The 18,734-nt window shown below is 51.9% G+C and carries 12 protein-coding genes; 5 read left to right on the top strand and 7 right to left on the bottom strand.

Annotation, left to right across the window (positions count from 1 at the left end):
• Nucleotides 1-291 precede the first annotated feature (291 nt).
• The 5 genes from C1192_RS09890 to cusR all read right to left on the bottom strand — a co-directional run bounded on the left by C1192_RS09890 (nt 292) and on the right by cusR (nt 8,644).
• Complete coding sequence (locus tag C1192_RS09890; RefSeq protein WP_038355220.1) at nt 292-1,182, bottom strand: DUF4434 family protein; 891 nt, start codon at nt 1,180-1,182, stop codon at nt 292-294.
• A complete protein-coding gene (gene nfrA, locus C1192_RS09885; protein WP_038355221.1) occupies nt 1,183-4,155 on the bottom strand; it encodes a bacteriophage adsorption protein NfrA in 2,973 nt (990 codons plus the stop codon).
• Nucleotides 4,142-6,379 carry a cyclic di-3',5'-guanylate-activated glycosyltransferase NfrB gene (gene nfrB / locus C1192_RS09880; RefSeq protein ID WP_038355222.1) on the bottom strand — a complete coding sequence of 746 codons (2,238 nt, stop codon included), beginning with the start codon at nt 6,377-6,379 and terminating at the stop codon, nt 4,142-4,144. Before nfrB ends, nfrA begins: the two co-directional genes overlap by 14 nt.
• Nucleotides 6,380-6,528: 149 nt before the next feature.
• Nucleotides 6,529-7,971: a Cu(+)/Ag(+) sensor histidine kinase CusS gene (gene cusS / locus C1192_RS09875; protein WP_038355223.1), complete on the bottom strand. Its 1,443-nt coding sequence runs from the start codon at nt 7,969-7,971 to the stop codon at nt 6,529-6,531.
• The gene (gene cusR / locus C1192_RS09870) at nt 7,961-8,644 is read right to left on the bottom strand and encodes a copper response regulator transcription factor CusR (RefSeq protein WP_000770938.1); all 684 of its coding nucleotides are present in this window, start codon (nt 8,642-8,644) and stop codon (nt 7,961-7,963) included. Before cusR ends, cusS begins: the two co-directional genes overlap by 11 nt.
• Nucleotides 8,645-8,800: 156 nt before the next feature.
• Here cusR and cusC point away from each other — a divergent pair, with 156 nt between their 5' ends.
• The 5 genes from cusC (at nt 8,801) to pheP (ending at nt 16,555) form a co-directional block, all read left to right on the top strand.
• Nucleotides 8,801-10,183 (top strand): Cu(+)/Ag(+) efflux RND transporter outer membrane channel CusC, encoded by a 1,383-nt coding sequence (gene cusC, locus C1192_RS09865; RefSeq protein WP_038355224.1) that lies wholly within the window; start codon nt 8,801-8,803, stop codon nt 10,181-10,183.
• Nucleotides 10,184-10,207: 24 nt separating this feature from the next.
• Nucleotides 10,208-10,540 carry a Cu(+)/Ag(+) efflux RND transporter periplasmic metallochaperone CusF gene (gene cusF / locus C1192_RS09860; RefSeq protein ID WP_038355225.1) on the top strand — a complete coding sequence of 111 codons (333 nt, stop codon included), beginning with the start codon at nt 10,208-10,210 and terminating at the stop codon, nt 10,538-10,540.
• 15 nt (nt 10,541-10,555) lie between these two features.
• Nucleotides 10,556-11,779: a Cu(+)/Ag(+) efflux RND transporter periplasmic adaptor subunit CusB gene (cusB, locus tag C1192_RS09855; protein WP_038355226.1), complete on the top strand. Its 1,224-nt coding sequence runs from the start codon at nt 10,556-10,558 to the stop codon at nt 11,777-11,779.
• An 11-nt stretch (nt 11,780-11,790) separates the two neighbouring features.
• The gene (cusA, locus tag C1192_RS09850) at nt 11,791-14,928 is read left to right on the top strand and encodes a Cu(+)/Ag(+) efflux RND transporter permease subunit CusA (protein WP_038355227.1); all 3,138 of its coding nucleotides are present in this window, start codon (nt 11,791-11,793) and stop codon (nt 14,926-14,928) included.
• Between the two features lie 244 nt (nt 14,929-15,172).
• The gene (gene pheP, locus C1192_RS09845; RefSeq protein ID WP_000786335.1) at nt 15,173-16,555 is read left to right on the top strand and encodes a phenylalanine transporter; all 1,383 of its coding nucleotides are present in this window, start codon (nt 15,173-15,175) and stop codon (nt 16,553-16,555) included.
• A 96-nt stretch (nt 16,556-16,651) separates the two neighbouring features.
• Here pheP and ybdG read toward each other — a convergent pair whose 3' ends face one another.
• Complete coding sequence (ybdG, locus tag C1192_RS09840; RefSeq protein ID WP_001153127.1) at nt 16,652-17,899, bottom strand: mechanosensitive ion channel YbdG; 1,248 nt, start codon at nt 17,897-17,899, stop codon at nt 16,652-16,654.
• Nucleotides 17,900-18,006: 107 nt separating this feature from the next.
• Nucleotides 18,007-18,660, bottom strand: coding sequence for an oxygen-insensitive NAD(P)H nitroreductase (nfsB, locus tag C1192_RS09835; protein ID WP_038355228.1), 654 nt, complete (start codon nt 18,658-18,660; stop codon nt 18,007-18,009).
• Between the last annotated feature and the right edge of the window lie 74 nt (nt 18,661-18,734).

Below are 18,734 nucleotides of genomic sequence, written 5' to 3'. Positions count from 1 at the left end.
TGAAGTTTCATGACAAACAGCAGTTTAAAACCTTCCGGTTATCTATTGACCGGTAGGAGAATGAAGACCTCCAGAACAAACAGTTAGTCGATGAAATTAGTTTCACCTATATTCTTCCTTTAACGCCTCCTCTTTCGCAAATTACACTATCACTTTTTGATCGCGGTTTGGTTAAATAATTGAAAAACGTCAGACGCATAAAATGCGTTGAAAACTGAGAATTAATACAGACAGGATTCTGATCAGGCAAGTGAAAAGGAAGGGAGCAAGCAAAGTTGCTCCCTTAAACAATTAATACTCGAGGATGCCACGCGCGACGGGCAAATAGCGCAGAGAGAAATAGAGTGCGTCTTTGCCACAGGCGGAACGTTTTGCTAGTAGCGAGGCGATCTCCGCATTCGGTTTTGGTTTAGCTGCAAACGTTTTACCTTTGCCCGCGACAAACAACTCATAAACAATGCCGCTGGCGGGTGAGGCAGTTTGGCAATCTGCGCTGGCTTGCAGATAACGGTCACGCTGTTCGGCGGTGAGTTTATCAACGCCGCCGCCATCCTGTACCCAGACATTAACGCCTGTCGCTCTAACTTGTTCCAGCAGTTGCCGATAGCCATCGGGCGACATATTGCCAGCGAAAAAGCTACTGATATAAACCGGTTTTGCTGAAACATTGCTAATCAGTCGCTGCGTATTGTTTAACCATTTTAGTAAAGGTTGTCGGGCGGCTTCACTGCGCCAGTTCAGATCGTCAATTTCCGCACTGATGTACCAGCCATCCGGCGTTACGCCAGGCGTGGCACGCCATAATCTGGCTTGCTGGAGATCGGCGGCCAGCAGGCGATTAAGGTAGCTTTCCAGCGCTGCAGATGACTGCTTCTGATGCAGAAAAAATTCCGGATCGGCGTTCAGACCAACAATCAGCTTCAGACCAGCCTGTTGCGCTGCTGCGGCACGCTTAAACAATAACGCGCGCTGTTCTGGCTGGGTGAATGCATCGCCATAACGAGTCCATTGCAGAATCAGGGTGTCGAAGCCCTGGAGACGCAACTGACTCATCAGTCCCTGCCACTGGGCGTCGGTGACCTGACTGTCACGGTTTTGCGGTTGCCAGATAATACCTTTCATTGCAAAGGAAAAAGGGCTGACCAGGAGCAGTGTCAGCAATACGAAAATGAACTTACGCATTTACCAGTGCACTCCAATGGTGAGAAACGCGTTGTTGCGCTCCCCGCTACGTTGATTAATCACCTTAAAGGTATGCTGATATTCGACGCCGAGACTGACTTTGTGCGGCCAGGCATCGTAATGCGTCTCGCCGGTCCAGATATTCCAGCGCACGCCGACGCCACCAAGCTGTGCGCCCTGAGTGCCTTTATCACGATAGCCGTTATCCTGTATGTGAGCGTAAGGTTCGATTGTCTGCCCGTTCGCGACTTTCTGATGCCAGCTCACACGGTAATCAGCCGTCCACGCCTGAATATCCTGGCGGACATATTGCGCCGCATCGAGATACAGGTTTTGGGCAAACCAGCCTGAACCGTTCGGGTGCCACTCATCGCTGTATTTGCCGCCGTTAAAGAACGAGGCGCTGGCACGCAGCATGGTGTCGGAGGTGCCATTTTGCCCATTCAGCGGGAACTGCTGTTCAACGGCAAGGAAAAAGATCTGATCGCGCAGCGGCTTCCAGCGCAGGCCGGTGCCGGACATCGGATTTTTCACCGGCATCACCACACCGTTTTCTCCGGTATCGGCAAACACACGGCTGTAAACCGAAAGCAGGTCGCCTTCCAGCAGTATATTGCGCCCGATGCGGTATTCGGCTTCCAGTTGTCCGTAGCTACGATAGCTTTTACCTGGCGCAGCGCCACCGACGTTATTGCTAGCTGAACTCATCGCGCCGGAACGCAAGCCGATGGAGGAATCGAAACTGAACGTCCAGCGGCGACCAACGTCCTCATGCAGACGACGGAAATTGAAGCGTTGCTGATTTTGTTCTGGTGTCAGCGGTGTAATCAGCGCCTGGTTATCAATGTCATCAATCACCAGCCGGGCGTAGTGTTGCGTCGCAGGCATATCATCCAGACGCTGATTCACGTAAGCCAGTTGTCTGATGAGTGCCGGATCGTCCGGTAGCCCTTTATGCGCCTGTTCCAGCATCTCCCGCGACTGCGCGATATCGCCGCTATCCCACAAGGCGTAACCGAGCGCCGCCTGGGTATTGCTGTTATTCGGTTCCAGTTCCAGAGCGGCGCGCAAATCGCTCACTGCCGCTGAGACATTATGACGTTGCCGATAAATCGTCGCCCGCGCAACGTAAGCGTTAGCTGAAGGCGCAATGTTAATTGAGCGAGTGAGATCGTTCAGTGCAAGTTCTGGCTGAGCAGGAATATAACGTTGTGCATGTAGCCACCAATACTGAGCATTGTTGCCCAGCCCGCGTTGTTCTGCCTGCTGAAGCCAGCGATCGCGAGCCGTGCCATTTCCAGCCGCCTGGGCGGTATTGGCGGCAGCGAGCAGATCTTCCTTGCTCATGTCGTGAAGACTGATTTTCTGCCAGGCCGCCAGTGCGGTGGCGTAGTCTTCAACCTGATACGCCTGATAGGCCACCGCGCGATGTTGCCACGCGTTCGGTTGCCGTTTTTCTGCCTGAAGCCATGCATACAACGCCACACCAGGTAGCGTCTCCCGATAACACTTCGCCAGACGGTTCCAGGCGGCTGCATCGTAAGTCGGTGACATATCGCCCAGTAAACGGACGATTGCCGGGCAATTGTCAGCAATACCCGGCAACTGGCTTTGCCACTGGCGTTGCGCCGCCAGCGGCAACGGTTTCGATAAAATCGCCACTTTCGCTGGCGTTGCCAGGTAAGGATGACTTTCCAACAGAGACGCCAGCCGCGTCATTAACGTATGGCTGGCGCTTGCATCGCCCTGGAAAGGGTAGCGTTGCAGTAACAAATCGGCAGCTTCACGTGACTGTCCGTTCTGCATCAGTTGCCAGGTCAGTTGATCCAGGCGCGTAAGATTTGCTGGTTCTCGCTGATACAGCAACCGCGCCAGACGTAGTGCTTCAACTCTGTTGTGGGTTGCCACACTGACGGCATAACGCTCTTCAAGCATTTCATTGGCGGGGAGGGTGGCGAGCAGTTTTTGCGCCGCGTCGTACTGACCCTCTTTTAACAGCTCCGGAAGCGTTGCGCCAATAACGTACTGGCGGTTATCGGCAAACTGTACCGTGTAATTCGCCAACGCTTGCACCGGAGTGTCACTGTATTTTGATAACAGATAGAGCCAGCTTTTCTCTTGTAAGTCAGTAGTGAACAGAGGTTTGTTTTCAGCGAGATAACGCTGGAGGCGTGCTTTTTCGCCACGATAAGCCAGTGCGGTCGCGTAAGTAATATACGACTGTGGATCGGTGAAGATCCCCACTGATTGCAGCGCCAGGATCCGATCATCCAGATGCCCGGCAAGAAGCACGTCAAACCACTGACGGCGCTCTGCTGCGCTTAATGTATTCTGCTGGCGTGCTTCATTGTATAGCGTATCCGCCTGGGACCATTGTTTCAGGTAGATTGCGCGTTGCAGCAGATCGGTTCGTAACGTTTTTCCTTCCGGCGATGCGGCAAACGTCGCATCGTTCAGTTGCGCTTTGGCAACAGATAACTGTGCCAGCCGCAGCGCATTCTGCCCAACTTCACTGCGGCAACGCAGAGTCGGCGCAGCATCGCACGCTTTTTGCTGGGCCAGCAGCTCCTCGATGGTATTCACTGTTTTGACTTCCACAGGAATTGCCGCAAGGCTACGTTGAAGTCGGGCATCGCCGGGAGTTCGTTTAAGCTGATCCTCAAGCAACAGCCGTGCGCGGTCATCATGACCAAAATGGCGATAGGCTTCTGCCAGATATAAAGTCAGCGGAATATTATCCGGCACCTGCTGATGAATATATTCAAATTCACGGATGGCGGTTGCTTCGTCGTTATTTTTCTGTGCTTTCAGCGCCTTATCGAGGCGGGGATAAATAACAAAATGGCGATAGTCGCTAAGCCCCAGCTCTTTGGCGCTGGTGCCAATATTGTCTGCGAGTGCGCCAGTACTCAATAAAGACGTCAGCAGTAAACCAGACCATCCGATGATGCGATTAAGGTTATTTTCCTTCATTTTCGGACTCCAGTTGCGCAACCTGTTCTGTGGTTAAACCTGCTTTGAGTAATAGAGATTGCATCGAAACTTGTAATTCGCGTTGAATTGTCAGTACGCGATCCAGCGTTTCCTGGCTGATGACACCTTCAGTAACCAAAAATTTGCCGAGCGGCAGAGAGCTGCGTTCATGACGCAGTAGCAGCACATTAATCGCTGAACGATTAATATGGCCGAGTGTGGTCAGTATTTCGGCAAACAGGAACTGATGCGGCACATATTGCTGCCAAATATCGCTGGCCTGTTGTTCCGTGAGCCACTGATGCTGAACCGCATTGTACAACATTGCCCGCGGATCGTGACCGCGGCAGCGTGCATACCAGTGGCGTAATCCGGTGACAATTTGCCCGCGCAGAACAATGACGTAGCGCACTTTACGTCCAACCTTGCGCGTCAGTGCCGCCAGTGACACCGGATCAATGCCGTCTTCACTACCGACAATTAACTCATCATTTTCCAGACGCAGCGGCAGCACCGCATAATGCAGTGCTACGGAAGCCGGCATTTCGGCAATCAGCGAGGAAGGGATCTGCCAGGCATCGATCGATTCCCATGCCACGCCGTTTTGCTCAGCCAGCGCCTGCGCCAGTTGTTCGGCGCTGATCAACCCTTGCATCAGCATCGAACCGCCGAGACGCAGACCTTCGACGCGATTACGCAGTGCTGTATCGAGTTGTTCTTCGGTGATGACCTGATTTTCCAACAAAATTTGACCTAACGGGCGCAACGAACGGGTATCGCCAGTCACGCTGGGGAAATCGTGCGTCGTTTTATCCCACGCTACGCGACGCGGATCGCCATGTTGAAGCACCTGTTTCAACGCGCGCCAGTTAGCCATAAAGTTAATCAGGTTGCCCCAGAATAGCCGCAGGACGGATAGCAGGCCCTGCGTCAGGCCGTAGTAACCGGTGACAAAAATCACCCGCTGCACAATACGGTTAACCATCAAGCCAAAGTTTAGCCATAGCAGGGTCATTAACCATGCGCTGCCGCTGAAAATAGAAAGAAAATGCCAGGCATCAGGCCATAAACTTTCATACGCCAGTAACAGCAAAAGCTGGATCATCACCAGCATCGCGAGGAAACTAACAAAGTTGCTGATTGCCCCTTTGCGGTCACGCCAGAGAAAGTAGTTGAGTGTCAGGCTGGAAGTCCATTTATGGGTTTTAAATCCCTGGAAAACAATGCCGATGATCCAGCGAGACTTTTGCCGCACTGCGGTGGAAAAGGTATCGGGGAAATATTCGCGCACGCAGATCATGTTTGACGTCCGCGCGTGCTGTAAAAATTTACGCTGCTCGCGTTCTTTAGCTTCGTCCACCACCGGAAAACGGACAAAAATCTCCGTCATTCCTTTCTCTTTCAGGCGAAAACCAATGTCGTAATCTTCGGTGAGACTTTGCACGTCAAAAGCAATGCCGTCACCGTCAGCCAACAGCGCGGTCACGGCGCGGCGGCTGAAACAGGTGCCAACACCTGCGCTGGGCACCTGTCCGGCGAGGGCTTCACGCACCGGAACATCTTTGCCATGCAGTTCGGAAAACTCATCGATATAGGTCATGCTGGTGAAGTGCGTCCATTCGCGTTCGAACGGATACACCGGGATCTGAATCAGATCCTTACGCTCGACAAGGTAGTTGAACAGACGCAGTTCCATTGGCGAAATCACATCTTCGGCGTCATGCAGAATAAAACCCGCAAAGGCGAAATTGGCGCTTCGCTCAAACTGGGTGATGGCGTCCAGCACATTGTTCAGACAATCTGCTTTGCTGGTGGGGCCAGGACGTGCGCAGACCACCTTATGCACGTTCGGGAAGCGAGCACACACTTCGTCAACATCACGCTGAGTATCGGGGTCGTTCGGGTAAGTGCCGACAAAGATATGATAGTTTTCATAGTCGAGCGTGGTTGCCGCCAGCTCGGCCATATTGCCGATGACGCCAGTTTCATTCCACGCCGGAACCATAATCGCTAACGGTTTTTCATCTGGTTTGTACAGTTCGCGGTAACTCATTCGTGGGTAGCGCCGATAAACACTCAACTTGCGCTTAATGCGACGAACCCAGTAGACGACATCAATGAAAAAATCGTCCAGTCCGCTGATGAACATTATGACCGCTAACGTTATCGCGATTACTTTTAAGCCATAAAGCCAGGTAGCAAAAACATCAAGAAGCCAGTCCACGCCAAAACCTTACATTAACGCTGCTTATGTTTAGGGTGGCGTATATTAAGGTTTTTTATGAATTGTGACAGCTTTTTACCATTAATAGGTATGACTATTGCGGCACGTTATTTTTACACTGGTGATAAAAGTTGCTGTTTGCTGAATGATTAAGCGGGTAATGAGATCACAAACCTTGTCCCACGCGCATCTGACGTTACCGCAACCGTGCCTTTATGCGCGACAACAATCGATTTCACAATCGCCAGGCCAATGCCGCTACCTTCACCTTTTCGTTGGCGGGAGGGGTCAACGCGGTAGAAGCGGTCGAACAATCGCGGTAAGTGTTCGGGCGGAATGGGCGTACCGGGGTTTTCGACGGTAACCTGTACCTGGCGATCGGTAGCCTGGCAACGCACTACAATTGCCTCTCCGGGCGGCGTATAACGCAGGGCGTTAGAAAGCAGGTTGCTTAACGCCCGACGCAACATCAACGGATCGCCCGCGACCTGACACTTGTCGCCAACAAATCGCAGTTCCACGCCGCGATCTTCCGCTAACGCCTCGAAAAAATCGAAAACTTTGCTGACTTCATCTGCCAGGTTGAGCATTTTCTTTTCCGGGATTAGCTGGTTGTTATCGGCCTGGGCGAGAAACAGCATATCGCTGACCATTTTCGCCATTCGCGTCAACTCTTCCAGGTTAGAGTAGAGCACATCTTCCAGTTCCTTCTGGCTGCGCGACTGACTCAGGGCAATTTCCGTTTGCGTCACCAGATTCGTAATTGGCGTGCGAATTTCGTGGGCGATATCTGCCGAGAAGTTGGACTGGCGGGTAAAGACATCTTCAATACGTTCAATCATATGATTAAACGACAGCACCAGTTGCTCCAGCTCAATCGGCACGGTCTGCGGGTCCAGGCGAACGTCGAGATCTTTCGAAGTGATATTCTGGATCTGGCGGCTGACGCTGCGGATCGGCGCGTGACCTTTATGTACCGCCAGCAGCACGATAAAGACGATCAGGATGCTGATGATCGATGCAGTCATTACAAGTTTATTCATCAAATCATTTATGTAATGAAGATGAAAATCGATCGACAGCGCAATGTAGAGCGTATAAGCCGGTTTGCCGTCCACCAGCGGGCCAACCGACAAGTTAATCATCCGCCAGTTGCTGTGTTCCCTATGCCCGTGACCGTGGCCCGGCATCATAATCGTCGGGCCGGAGAGGAGATACACCTCACCACCACGTGCGTCTTTATCGGGTATGGCATCGCGTGCAAACTCGCGGATATCCGGCGCGCCTGGGGAGTGATATACCGTTTTACCGTGGCTATCTGCCAGGGAAATCAAGACGTTGGAATAACCACTGACGATATCTTCCAGCGTCATTAAGCGTCGGGCTTGTGTCTCGTCAGGGTGATTAAGTACCCGTTCAAGGGTGGTGCTAATCTCTTTTAAATCATTAATATCCTGCTCAGCAAAATGGACTTTTACCGAGTGGATCATGATCCATGCAAAGGCGAAAAATGCCGCGATGGTGGCAAGGCTGATAAAAAAGGTCAGGCGGGTTGCCAGCGAAAACGGGCGCTGAAATGGCTTATTGGCCATCCGGCACCTCAAGCATGTAACCCACGCCACGCACGGTTTGAATCAGTTTTGGCTCAAAATCATTGTCGATTTTGCCGCGCAGTCGCTTCACCGCCACATCAATGGCGTTGGTGTCGCTGTCAAAATTCATGTCCCATACCTGTGAAGCGATAAGCGAGCGGGGCAGTACTTCGCCCTGATGACGGAGGAAAAACTCCAGCAGGGTAAATTCTTTACTGGTCAAAGTGATACGCGTGCCGCTACGGGTGACTTTGCGGCTGACAAGATCGACCATCAGGTCGGCAACCTGAAACTGGCTTTCGATAATCACCGCCGCTCCGCGCCGCAGTAAGGTGCGCACCCGCGCCAGCAGTTCAGCAAAAGCGAATGGCTTCACCAGATAATCATCCGCTCCCAGCTCCAGCCCCTTGACGCGATGTTCAATCGTACCCAGCGCGCTGAGCAGCAGAATCGGCATCCCTTTGTTGGCAGAACGCAACATGCGCACGATATCCCAGCCGTTCACGTCTGGCAGCATAATATCGAGGATTATCAGGTCGTAATCTCCAGTCATCGCCAGATGGTAGCCGTTAAGTCCGTTATCGGCCAAATCGACCACAAAACCGGCTTCGGTTAACCCTTTGGTCAGATATTCGCCGGTTTTCTTTTCATCTTCGACAATCAACAGTTTCATGTTTCCTCCGCATACTGCCCGGCCAATTCTAGAGGAGCGCGATCAGATGGCAATCGCTTATTGGCAAAATGACAATTTTGTCATTTTCCTGTCACCGGAAAATCAGAGCCTGGCGGGTAAAGTTGGCGGCATAAAATCACCAGAAATTATGCGCCTATGTCTCATTGTAAACTCCTGACACTTTGTGTGGCCCTCGCGCTAAGTGGTTGCTCACTGGCACCGGATTATCAGCGCCCGGCAATGCCCGTGCCGCAGCAGTTTTCGTTAAGTCAGAACAGCCTGATCAACCCGGTCGATAATTACCAGAGTGCGGGCTGGCGCACCTTTTTTGTTGATAATCAGGTGAAGACGCTGATTAGCGAGGCGCTGGCGAATAACCGGGATTTGCGTATGGCGGCGCTAAAAGTGCAGGAGGCGCGGGCGCAATATCGACTGACCGATGCCGATCGCTACCCGCAACTCAACGGCGAGGGTAGCGGCAACTGGAGCGGTAATCTTAAAGGCAATACCGCCACGACACGGGAGTTCTCGACTGGCCTTAACGCCAGTTTTGACCTCGATTTTTTCGGTCGCTTAAAGAACATGAGCGAAGCCGAGCGACAAAATTATTTAGCTACTGAGGAAGCCCGGCGCGCGGTGCATATTCTGCTGGTTTCGAATGTCGCGCAAAGCTATTACAACCAGCAACTGGCTTATGCGCAATTGCAAATAGCCGAAGAAACGCTGCGTAATTATCAACAGTCATATGCGTTTGTCGAAAAACAACTGTTAACCGGTAGCAGCAATGTTCTGGCGCTGGAACAGGCTCGTGGGGTGATTGAAAGTACCCGTAGCGATATTGCTAAACGTCAGGGGGAACTGGCGCAGGCGAATAATGCGTTGCAACTGTTATTGGGACGCTACGGCAAGCTGCCGCAAGCGCAGGCAGCAAACAGCGACAGCTTGCAAAGCGTTAAATTACCGGTGGGTTTGTCATCGCAAATCTTATTGCAACGCCCGGATATTATGGAAGCCGAACATGCATTAATGGCGGCCAATGCCAATATTGGCGCTGCACGCGCGGCATTTTTTCCGTCTATAAGCCTGACCAGCGGAATATCAACCGCCAGCAGCGATCTGTCGTCATTATTTAACGCCAGCAGCGGGATGTGGAATTTTATCCCCAAAATTGAGATCCCCATTTTTAATGCCGGACGTAACCAGGCCAATCTGGATATCGCTGAAATTCGCCAGCAGCAGTCGGTGGTGAATTATGAACAGAAAATCCAGAACGCCTTTAAAGAAGTGGCCGATGCGCTGGCGTTACGCCAAAGCCTGAATGATCAAATCAGCGCTCAGCAGCGTTATCTGGCGTCGTTGCAAATTACCCTGCAACGGGCGCGGACGTTATATCAGCACGGCGCGGTAAGTTATCTGGAAGTGCTGGATGCCGAACGTTCTTTATTTGCTACCCGACAAACCTTACTCGACCTGAATTATGCCCGTCAGGTTAACGAAGTTTCCTTATATACCGCTCTGGGTGGCGGTTGGCAGCAATAATTTTTTAACTCCAGGAGATATAAAATGAAAAAGACACTGCAAGTCGCAATGTTCAGTCTGTTTACTGTTATTGGCTTTAATGCGCAGGCTAACGAACATCATCATGAAACGATGAGCGAAGCACAACCGCAGGTAATTAGCGCCACCGGTGTGGTAAAAGGTGTTGATCTGGAAAGCAAAAAAATCACTATCCATCACGATCCGATTGCTGCCGTGAACTGGCCGGAGATGACCATGTGTTTTACCATCACCCCGCAGACGAAAATGAGCGAAATTAAAACCGGTGACAAAGTGGCGTTTAATTTTGTCCAGCAGGGCAACCTTTCTTTATTACAGGATATTAAAATCAGCCAGTAACCCAGGTTTAATGAAATGAAAAAAATCGCGCTTATTATCGGCAGCATGATCGCGGGCGGTATTATTTCCGCGGCAGGTTTTACCTGGTTTTCCCAGGCGGAACAGCCAGCAGAAAAAACACCAACCGCAGAATGTAAAATTTTATTCTGGTATGACCCGATGTATCCCAATACGCGGTTCGATAAACCGGGTAAATCACCGTTTATGGATATGGATCTGGTGCCGAAATATGCCGATGAAGAGAATTCTGCGTCTGGTGTACGTATTGACCCGACCCAGACGCAGAATCTGGGGGTGAAAACGGCCACCGTCACGCGCGGGTCGTTGACGTTTGCCCAGAGTTTCCCGGCAAACGTCAGTTACAACGAGTATCAGTTTGCTATTGTGCAGGCCCGCGCCGCCGGGTTTATCGACAAGGTTTATCCGCTTACCGTGGGCGATAAAGTGAAAAAGGGCGCGCCGCTTCTCGAGCTGACTATTCCCGACTGGGTGGAAGCGCAGAGTGAGTATTTACTGCTACGTGAAACCGGCGGTACGGCGACCCAGATCGAAGGCATTCTTGAGCGGCTGCGACTGGCGGAAATGCCGGAGGCCGATATTCGTCGCTTGATCGCCACGCAAAAAATCCAGACTCGCTTTACGCTCAAAGCGCCCATTGATGGCGTGATCACCGCGTTTGATCTGCGCGCGGGAATGAATATCGCCAAAGATAACGTGGTAGCGAAAATTCAGGGTATGAACCCGGTGTGGGTCACTGCCGCGATCCCGGAGTCCATCGCCTGGCTGGTGAAAGATGCCTCGCAGTTTACGCTCACCGTTCCGGCGCGACCCGATAAAACGCTCACCATTCGCAAATGGACGCTGCTACCCGGCGTGGATGCCGCGACCCGCACGCTGCAACTGCGTCTGGAAGTCGACAACGCCGAAGAGGCGCTAAAACCGGGAATGAACGCCTGGTTGCAACTCAATACCGCCAGCGAACCGATGCTGCTGATTCCGTCACAGGCGCTGATCGACACCGGCAGCGAACAGCGGGTGATTACCGTTGATGCCGACGGGCGTTTTGTTCCGAAACGCGTTTCCGTTTTCCAGGCATCACAAGGTATCACCGCGCTACGCTCTGGTCTGGCGGAAGGTGAAAAGGTGGTTTCCAGCGGGCTGTTTCTGATTGATTCCGAAGCCAATATTTCTGGTGCGCTGGAGCGGATGCGCTCTGAAAGTGCTACCCATGCGCATTGAGGGAATAACCAATGATTGAATGGATTATTCGTCGCTCGGTGGCGAACCGTTTTCTGGTGCTGATGGGCGCATTGTTTCTGAGTATCTGGGGCACCTGGACCATTATTAACACGCCAGTGGATGCACTGCCGGATCTCTCCGATGTGCAGGTGATTATTAAAACCAGTTACCCCGGTCAGGCACCACAAATCGTTGAAAATCAGGTCACTTATCCGCTAACCACTACCATGCTGTCGGTGCCGGGCGCGAAGACAGTGCGCGGTTTCTCGCAGTTTGGCGACTCTTATGTGTATGTCATTTTCGAAGATGGCACCGATCCGTACTGGGCGCGCTCGCGGGTGCTGGAGTACCTCAACCAGGTGCAGGGTAAGCTGCCTGCGGGTGTCAGTGCCGAGTTGGGGCCAGATGCCACGGGCGTTGGCTGGATTTATGAATACGCGCTGGTGGATCGCAGCGGGAAGCACGATCTGGCTGATTTACGCTCATTGCAGGACTGGTTTCTTAAATATGAGCTAAAAACCATCCCCAATGTTGCGGAAGTGGCATCGGTGGGCGGTGTGGTAAAAGAGTATCAGGTAGTTATCGATCCTCAGCGCCTGGCGCAATATGGCATCAGTCTCGCAGAAGTGAAAAGTGCGCTGGATGCCTCAAACCAGGAAGCAGGCGGTTCGTCGATTGAACTGGCGGAAGCAGAGTATATGGTACGTGCCAGTGGCTATCTGCAAACGCTCGACGACTTTAATCACATCGTTTTAAAAGCCAGTGAAAATGGTGTTCCCGTTTATCTGCGTGATGTAGCGAAGGTTCAGGTTGGGCCGGAAATGCGCCGGGGTATTGCGGAGCTGAACGGCGAAGGCGAAGTGGCGGGTGGGGTCGTTATCCTGCGCTCCGGCAAAAACGCCCGTGAAGTTATTGCCGCCGTGAAGGACAAACTGGAAGCGCTGAAAAGCAGCCTGCCGGAAGGCGTGGAGATAGTTACAACATACGATCGCAGCCAGCTTATTGACCGCGCTATCGACAATCTCAGCGGCAAGCTGCTGGAAGAGTTTATTGTGGTGGCGGTAGTCTGTGCGCTGTTCCTCTGGCATGTGCGCTCGGCGCTGGTGGCGATTATTTCGTTGCCGCTGGGGTTGTGTATTGCTTTTATTGTCATGCACTTTCAGGGGCTGAACGCCAATATTATGTCGCTGGGCGGTATTGCGATTGCCGTCGGGGCGATGGTCGATGCCGCTATCGTCATGATCGAGAATGCCCATAAACGGTTGGAAGAGTGGCAGCATCAGCATCCTGACGCCCCGCTGGATAATAAAACACGCTGGCAGGTGATCACCGATGCTTCTGTTGAAGTAGGGCCAGCGCTGTTTATCAGTTTGCTGATTATTACGTTGTCGTTTATCCCGATCTTCACCCTTGAAGGACAGGAAGGGCGTTTGTTTGGTCCACTGGCGTTCACTAAAACCTATGCGATGGCGGGGGCTGCGCTGCTGGCGATCGTGGTGATCCCGATCCTGATGGGTTACTGGATCCGTGGCAAAATTCCGCCAGAAAGTAGTAATCCGCTCAACCGCTTTTTGATTCGGATTTACCATCCGCTGTTGCTGAAAGTATTGCACCGGCCAAAAACCACACTGCTGGTGGCGGCGCTTTCGGTGCTGACGGTAATCTGGCCGCTCAATAAAGTTGGCGGCGAATTTTTACCGCAGATCAATGAAGGGGACTTGCTGTATATGCCTTCGACGCTACCGGGGATTTCCGCGGCGGAAGCGGCGAGTATGCTGCAAAAAACTGACAAGCTGATCATAAGCGTGCCGGAAGTGGCGCGGGTATTTGGCAAGACCGGGAAAGCGGAAACGGCAACTGATTCTGCTCCGCTGGAGATGGTAGAAACGACCATTCAACTTAAGCCGCAGGATCAGTGGCGGCCAGGTATGACGATGGACAAAATCATCGAAGAGCTGGATAACACAGTGCGGCTGCCGGGGCTGGCAAATCTGTGGGTGCCGCCAATCCGTAACCGTATCGATATGCTCTCGACCGGCATTAAAAGTCCCATCGGGATTAAGGTTTCCGGCAACGTGCTGGCGGATATCGACGCGATGGCGGAACAAATCGAAGAAGTGGCGCGAACGGTGCCTGGCGTGGCTTCTGCGCTTGCCGAACGCCTGGAAGGTGGGCGCTATATCAACGTTGAGATTAACCGCGAAAAAGCCGCGCGTTACGGTATGACGGTGGCGGATGTGCAGTTGTTTGTGACATCCGCAGTGGGCGGAGCGATGGTTGGCGAAACGGTGGAAGGGATTGCTCGTTACCCGATTAATCTGCGTTATCCACAAAGCTGGCGCGACAGCCCGCAGGCGCTGCGACAGCTACCGATTCTGACGCCGATGAAACAGCAAATCACCCTTGCTGACGTTGCTGACGTCAAAGTCTCTGGCGGACCGTCAATGCTGAAAACCGAGAATGCGCGACCGACGAGCTGGATTTATATCGACGCTCGCGACCGTGACATGGTGTCGGTGGTTCACGATCTGCAAAAAGCGATTGCCGAGAAAGTGCAGTTGAAACCGGGCACTAGTGTGGCGTTCTCCGGGCAGTTCGAGTTACTGGAGCGCGCGAACCATAAGCTGAAACTCATGGTGCCGATGACGTTGATGATCATTTTCGTGCTGTTATATCTGGCGTTCCGTCGCGTAGGCGAAGCGTTGTTGATTATCAGTAGTGTACCGTTTGCGCTGGTGGGCGGTATCTGGTTCCTGTGGTGGATGGGCTTTCATCTTTCCGTGGCAACGGGCACCGGTTTTATCGCTCTCGCCGGAGTCGCTGCCGAGTTTGGTGTGGTGATGTTGATGTATTTACGTCACGCCATAGAGGCAGAGCCGTCGCTGGATAATCCGCAAACCTTTAGTGAACAGAAGCTGGATGAGGCGTTGTATCACGGCGCGGTACTGCGCGTGCGCCCAAAAGCGATGACGGTAGCGGTGATTATCGCTGGTCTGCTGCCGATTCTGTGGGGAACAGGGGCGGGTTCCGAAGTGATGAGTCGCATCGCTGCGCCGATGATTGGCGGTATGATCACCGCACCGTTGCTGTCGCTGTTTATTATCCCGGCGGCGTATAAGTTGATGTGGCTGCACCGTCATCGGGTTTAGGCAAAATTGCCTGATGCGCTATGCCTTATCAGGCCTACAGCGTGAATTATAATTTATTGAATTTGCACGTTTCTGTAGGCCAAATAAGGCGTTAACACCTTATTTGGCAATAACAGAGTACTTTTTGTCGGCAATTTGCATAAGAAAAGGATACCCGGTTTAACTGTGTGGATTGTGTCTTGCGACGACCAGCACTAAATGTTAAAAGATGCCCCTCATTAAAAAAGACACACAGGGGAAAGGCGTGAAAAACGCGTCAACCGTATCGGAAGATACCGCGTCGAATCAAGAGCCGACGCTTCATCGGGGATTACATAACCGTCATATTCAACTGATTGCGCTGGGCGGTGCAATTGGTACTGGTCTGTTTCTTGGCATTGGCCCGGCGATTCAGATGGCGGGGCCGGCCGTGTTGCTGGGCTACGGCGTCGCCGGGATCATCGCTTTCCTGATTATGCGCCAGCTTGGCGAGATGGTGGTTGAGGAGCCGGTTTCCGGTTCGTTTGCCCACTTTGCTTATAAATACTGGGGACCGTTTGCAGGCTTCCTTTCCGGCTGGAACTATTGGGTAATGTTCGTGCTGGTGGGAATGGCAGAGCTGACCGCTGCGGGCATCTATATGCAGTACTGGTTCCCGGATGTTCCTACGTGGGTCTGGGCCGCCGCCTTCTTTATTATCATCAACGCCGTTAACCTGGTGAACGTGCGCTTGTATGGCGAAACCGAGTTCTGGTTTGCGCTGATTAAAGTGCTGGCGATTATCGGCATGATCGGTTTTGGTCTGTGGCTGCTGTTTTCTGGTCACGGTGGCGAGAAAGCCAGTATCGATAACCTCTGGCGCTTTGGTGGTTTCTTTGCCACTGGCTGGAATGGGCTGATTTTGTCGCTGGCGGTGATCATGTTCTCCTTCGGCGGCCTGGAGCTGATTGGGATCACTGCCGCTGAAGCGCGCGATCCGGAAAAAAGCATCCCGAAGGCGGTAAATCAGGTGGTTTATCGTATCTTGCTGTTTTATATCGGTTCGCTGGTGGTATTACTGGCGCTCTACCCGTGGGTGGAAGTGAAATCTAACAGTAGCCCGTTTGTGATGATTTTCCATAACCTCGACAGCAACGTGGTGGCTTCTGCGCTGAACTTCGTCATTCTGGTGGCATCGCTGTCAGTGTATAACAGCGGGGTTTACTCTAACAGCCGGATGCTGTTTGGCCTTTCCGTCCAGGGTAACGCACCGAAGTTCCTTACCCGTGTTAGCCGTCGCGGCGTGCCGATCAACTCGCTGATGCTTTCCGGGGCGATCACCTCACTGGTGGTGTTGATCAACTATCTGTTGCCGCAAAAAGCGTTTGGTTTGCTGATGGCACTGGTGGTGGCAACCTTGCTGTTGAACTGGATTATGATCTGCCTGGCGCATCTGCGTTTTCGTGCAGCGATGCGACGTCAGGGGCGTGAAACACAGTTTAAGGCGCTGCTCTATCCGTTTGGCAACTATCTTTGCATTGCCTTCCTCGGCATGATTTTGCTGTTGATGTGCACGATGGATGATATGCGCTTGTCGGCAATTTTGCTGCCGGTGTGGATTGTGTTCCTGTTTGTGGCGTTTAAAACACTGCGCCGGAAAGCGAAATAATAGTGTAGGTCGGATAAGGCGTTCACGCCGCATCCGACAAAATGATGTCAACAATTTGAAGCCGCTCTCATCCATTCGATGAGAGCGGTTTTTTAATTACTGCTTAAATGCTTCTGCCAGGGAGCGAATATCATTGCTGGTTGGTGACTGATGAAGTCGCAGACCAAACTCTTCGACGATGGCAAATATGTGGTCGAATATATCAGCCTGAATGCTTTCATATTCCAGCCACACCACAGTATTAGTAAACGCATAGATCTCAAGCGGTAAACCATTATCGCCGGGAGCTAACTGGCGCACCATTAAGGTCATATCTTTACGAATCCGCGGATGATTGCGTAGATATTCGTTCAGATAGGCGCGAAACGTTCCAATATTGGTCATTCGGCGCAGGTTTAATACTGACTCCGTAGAACCTTGCTGGCGATTCCACTCGTTAATTTCCTGATGGCGGCTGGTTAAATAGGGTTTCAACAAATGCGCTTTATTCAGCCGCTGCATTTCGGTTTCATCAAGAAAACGAATACTGGTGACATCAATGCTGATACTGCGTTTAATACGTCGACCGCCAGAGGCTGACATCCCGCTCCAGTTTTTAAAGGAGTCGGATACTAACGACCAGGTGGGAATAGTGGTAATGGTATTATCCCAGTTACGCACTTTGACGGTAGTTAAGCCGATATCGATCACTGAGCCATCCGCGCCGTATTTTGGCATCTCCAGCCAGTCGCCCAGTTTCAACATATCGTTCGCGGAAAGCTGAATCCCTGCAACCAGACCAAGAATCGGATCTTTAAACACCAACATCAGTACGGCAGCCATCGCGCCAAGACCACTGATCAGAATTGCCGGTGACTGACCAATCAGCAGTGAGATCATTAATATGCCGACCAGAATCGCGCCGATCAGTTTGATCCCCTGAAATATCCCTTTTAACGGCAACTGTTTTGCCGCCGGGAATTTCTGAGCCAGATTTAAAATAACATCCAGCAGGGAGAAGACTGAAAGCAGCGCATACATCATGATCCACAACTGCGCACAGGTGGTCAGGATATCAGCCGCTTCGGTGCCTTTTTGCAGCCAGAATACCGCCTGAATATTGACGATAATCCCCTGCAGGGTAAAAGCTAAACGGTGGAAGAGTTTATTCTGGGTAATGATTTGCAACCACAGCCGTGAGCTGGCGATGGCGCGTTTTTCGAAGGTACGCAGTACCACCCAGTGCAAAATAATATGCACTATTACGGCGGTCAGAAAAATAATACCGAAAATCATCACCATTGAGGTGGTGTGATCGATCTCAATACCCGCTAAATCTTCAACCTGGGATATTAAATCCTGCATAACGTCTCCTTTATACAACAGCGGCCTATGATGACGGGTGAAAGGGGGTTATGCAAATAAGTAAAATCTGAGGATAAATAGCCGGGCGGATGCCCGGCAAGGGAGAATTACACTTCGGTTAAAGTGATACTTTGTGGCAGACGAGATTTCGGCAGGGTAGCGTTAAAATCTTCGACGCTATGATGACCCACCGGAACGATCACCAGACTGGTGTAGCCTTTCTCTTTCAGACCAAATTCTTCATCGAGGATCGCGGCGTCAAAACCTTCGATTGGCACCGCGTCCAGACCCAGTGCCGCAACGCCCAGCAGGAAATTACCGACGTTGAGATATACCTGTTTTGCCATCCACTCTGCATCATCTTGCAGATCTTTACGGTGCATATCCGCGAAGAATTTGCGGCCTTTATCGTTCGCGGCTTTCGCTTCCGGCGTGGCAAAGCGGCCATCAGCATCTTCCTGGTCAACAACCAGCTTCAGCCAGGCATCGACCATTGCGGTTTTCGCGCAGAACACCACGACGTGCGAGGCATCAAGTATTTTACGTTCGTTGAACACGTAATTATCGGCAGCGGATTTGGCGACACGCGCTTTGCCTTCTTCAGTGCTGGCAACGATAAAATGCCACGGCTGGGAGTTGGTGCTGGAAGGGCTGTATTGCAGCAGGGTTTTGATCTGCTCTGCCTGTTCTGGGGTAAGTTTTTTGTTGGCATCGAATGCCTTAGTGGAATGACGCTTTAAGGCGACAGAAATAATATCCATAAAGACTCCTTGTGAAAGACATTTGTGTGCCAGCAGATTACAAGGATCGAAGTAAAATGGTAAGCGAGAAAAAT

The organism is Escherichia marmotae (assembly GCF_002900365.1).
GTDB classification, from domain to species: Bacteria; Pseudomonadota; Gammaproteobacteria; order Enterobacterales; family Enterobacteriaceae; genus Escherichia; species Escherichia marmotae.
The sequence above is the reverse complement of the archived record's forward strand: the minus strand, read 5'-3'. Positions and strand labels throughout refer to the sequence as shown.

Bases quoted from the DNA above. Each gene is read 5' to 3' on its own strand.
- cusB (WP_038355226.1), top strand. From the start codon at position 10,556: ATGAAAAAAATCGCGCTTATTATCGGCAGCATGATCGCGGGCGGTATT.
- nfrA (WP_038355221.1), bottom strand. From the start codon at position 4,155: ATGAAGGAAAATAACCTTAATCGCATCATCGGATGGTCTGGTTTACTG.
- cusA (WP_038355227.1), top strand. From the start codon at position 11,791: ATGATTGAATGGATTATTCGTCGCTCGGTGGCGAACCGTTTTCTGGTG.
- C1192_RS09890 (WP_038355220.1), bottom strand. From the start codon at position 1,182: ATGCGTAAGTTCATTTTCGTATTGCTGACACTGCTCCTGGTCAGCCCT.
- cusC (WP_038355224.1), top strand. From the start codon at position 8,801: ATGTCTCATTGTAAACTCCTGACACTTTGTGTGGCCCTCGCGCTAAGT.
- ybdG (WP_001153127.1), bottom strand. From the start codon at position 17,899: ATGCAGGATTTAATATCCCAGGTTGAAGATTTAGCGGGTATTGAGATC.
- cusF (WP_038355225.1), top strand. From the start codon at position 10,208: ATGAAAAAGACACTGCAAGTCGCAATGTTCAGTCTGTTTACTGTTATT.
- cusS (WP_038355223.1), bottom strand. From the start codon at position 7,971: ATGGCCAATAAGCCATTTCAGCGCCCGTTTTCGCTGGCAACCCGCCTG.
- cusR (WP_000770938.1), bottom strand. From the start codon at position 8,644: ATGAAACTGTTGATTGTCGAAGATGAAAAGAAAACCGGCGAATATCTG.
- nfsB (WP_038355228.1), bottom strand. From the start codon at position 18,660: ATGGATATTATTTCTGTCGCCTTAAAGCGTCATTCCACTAAGGCATTC.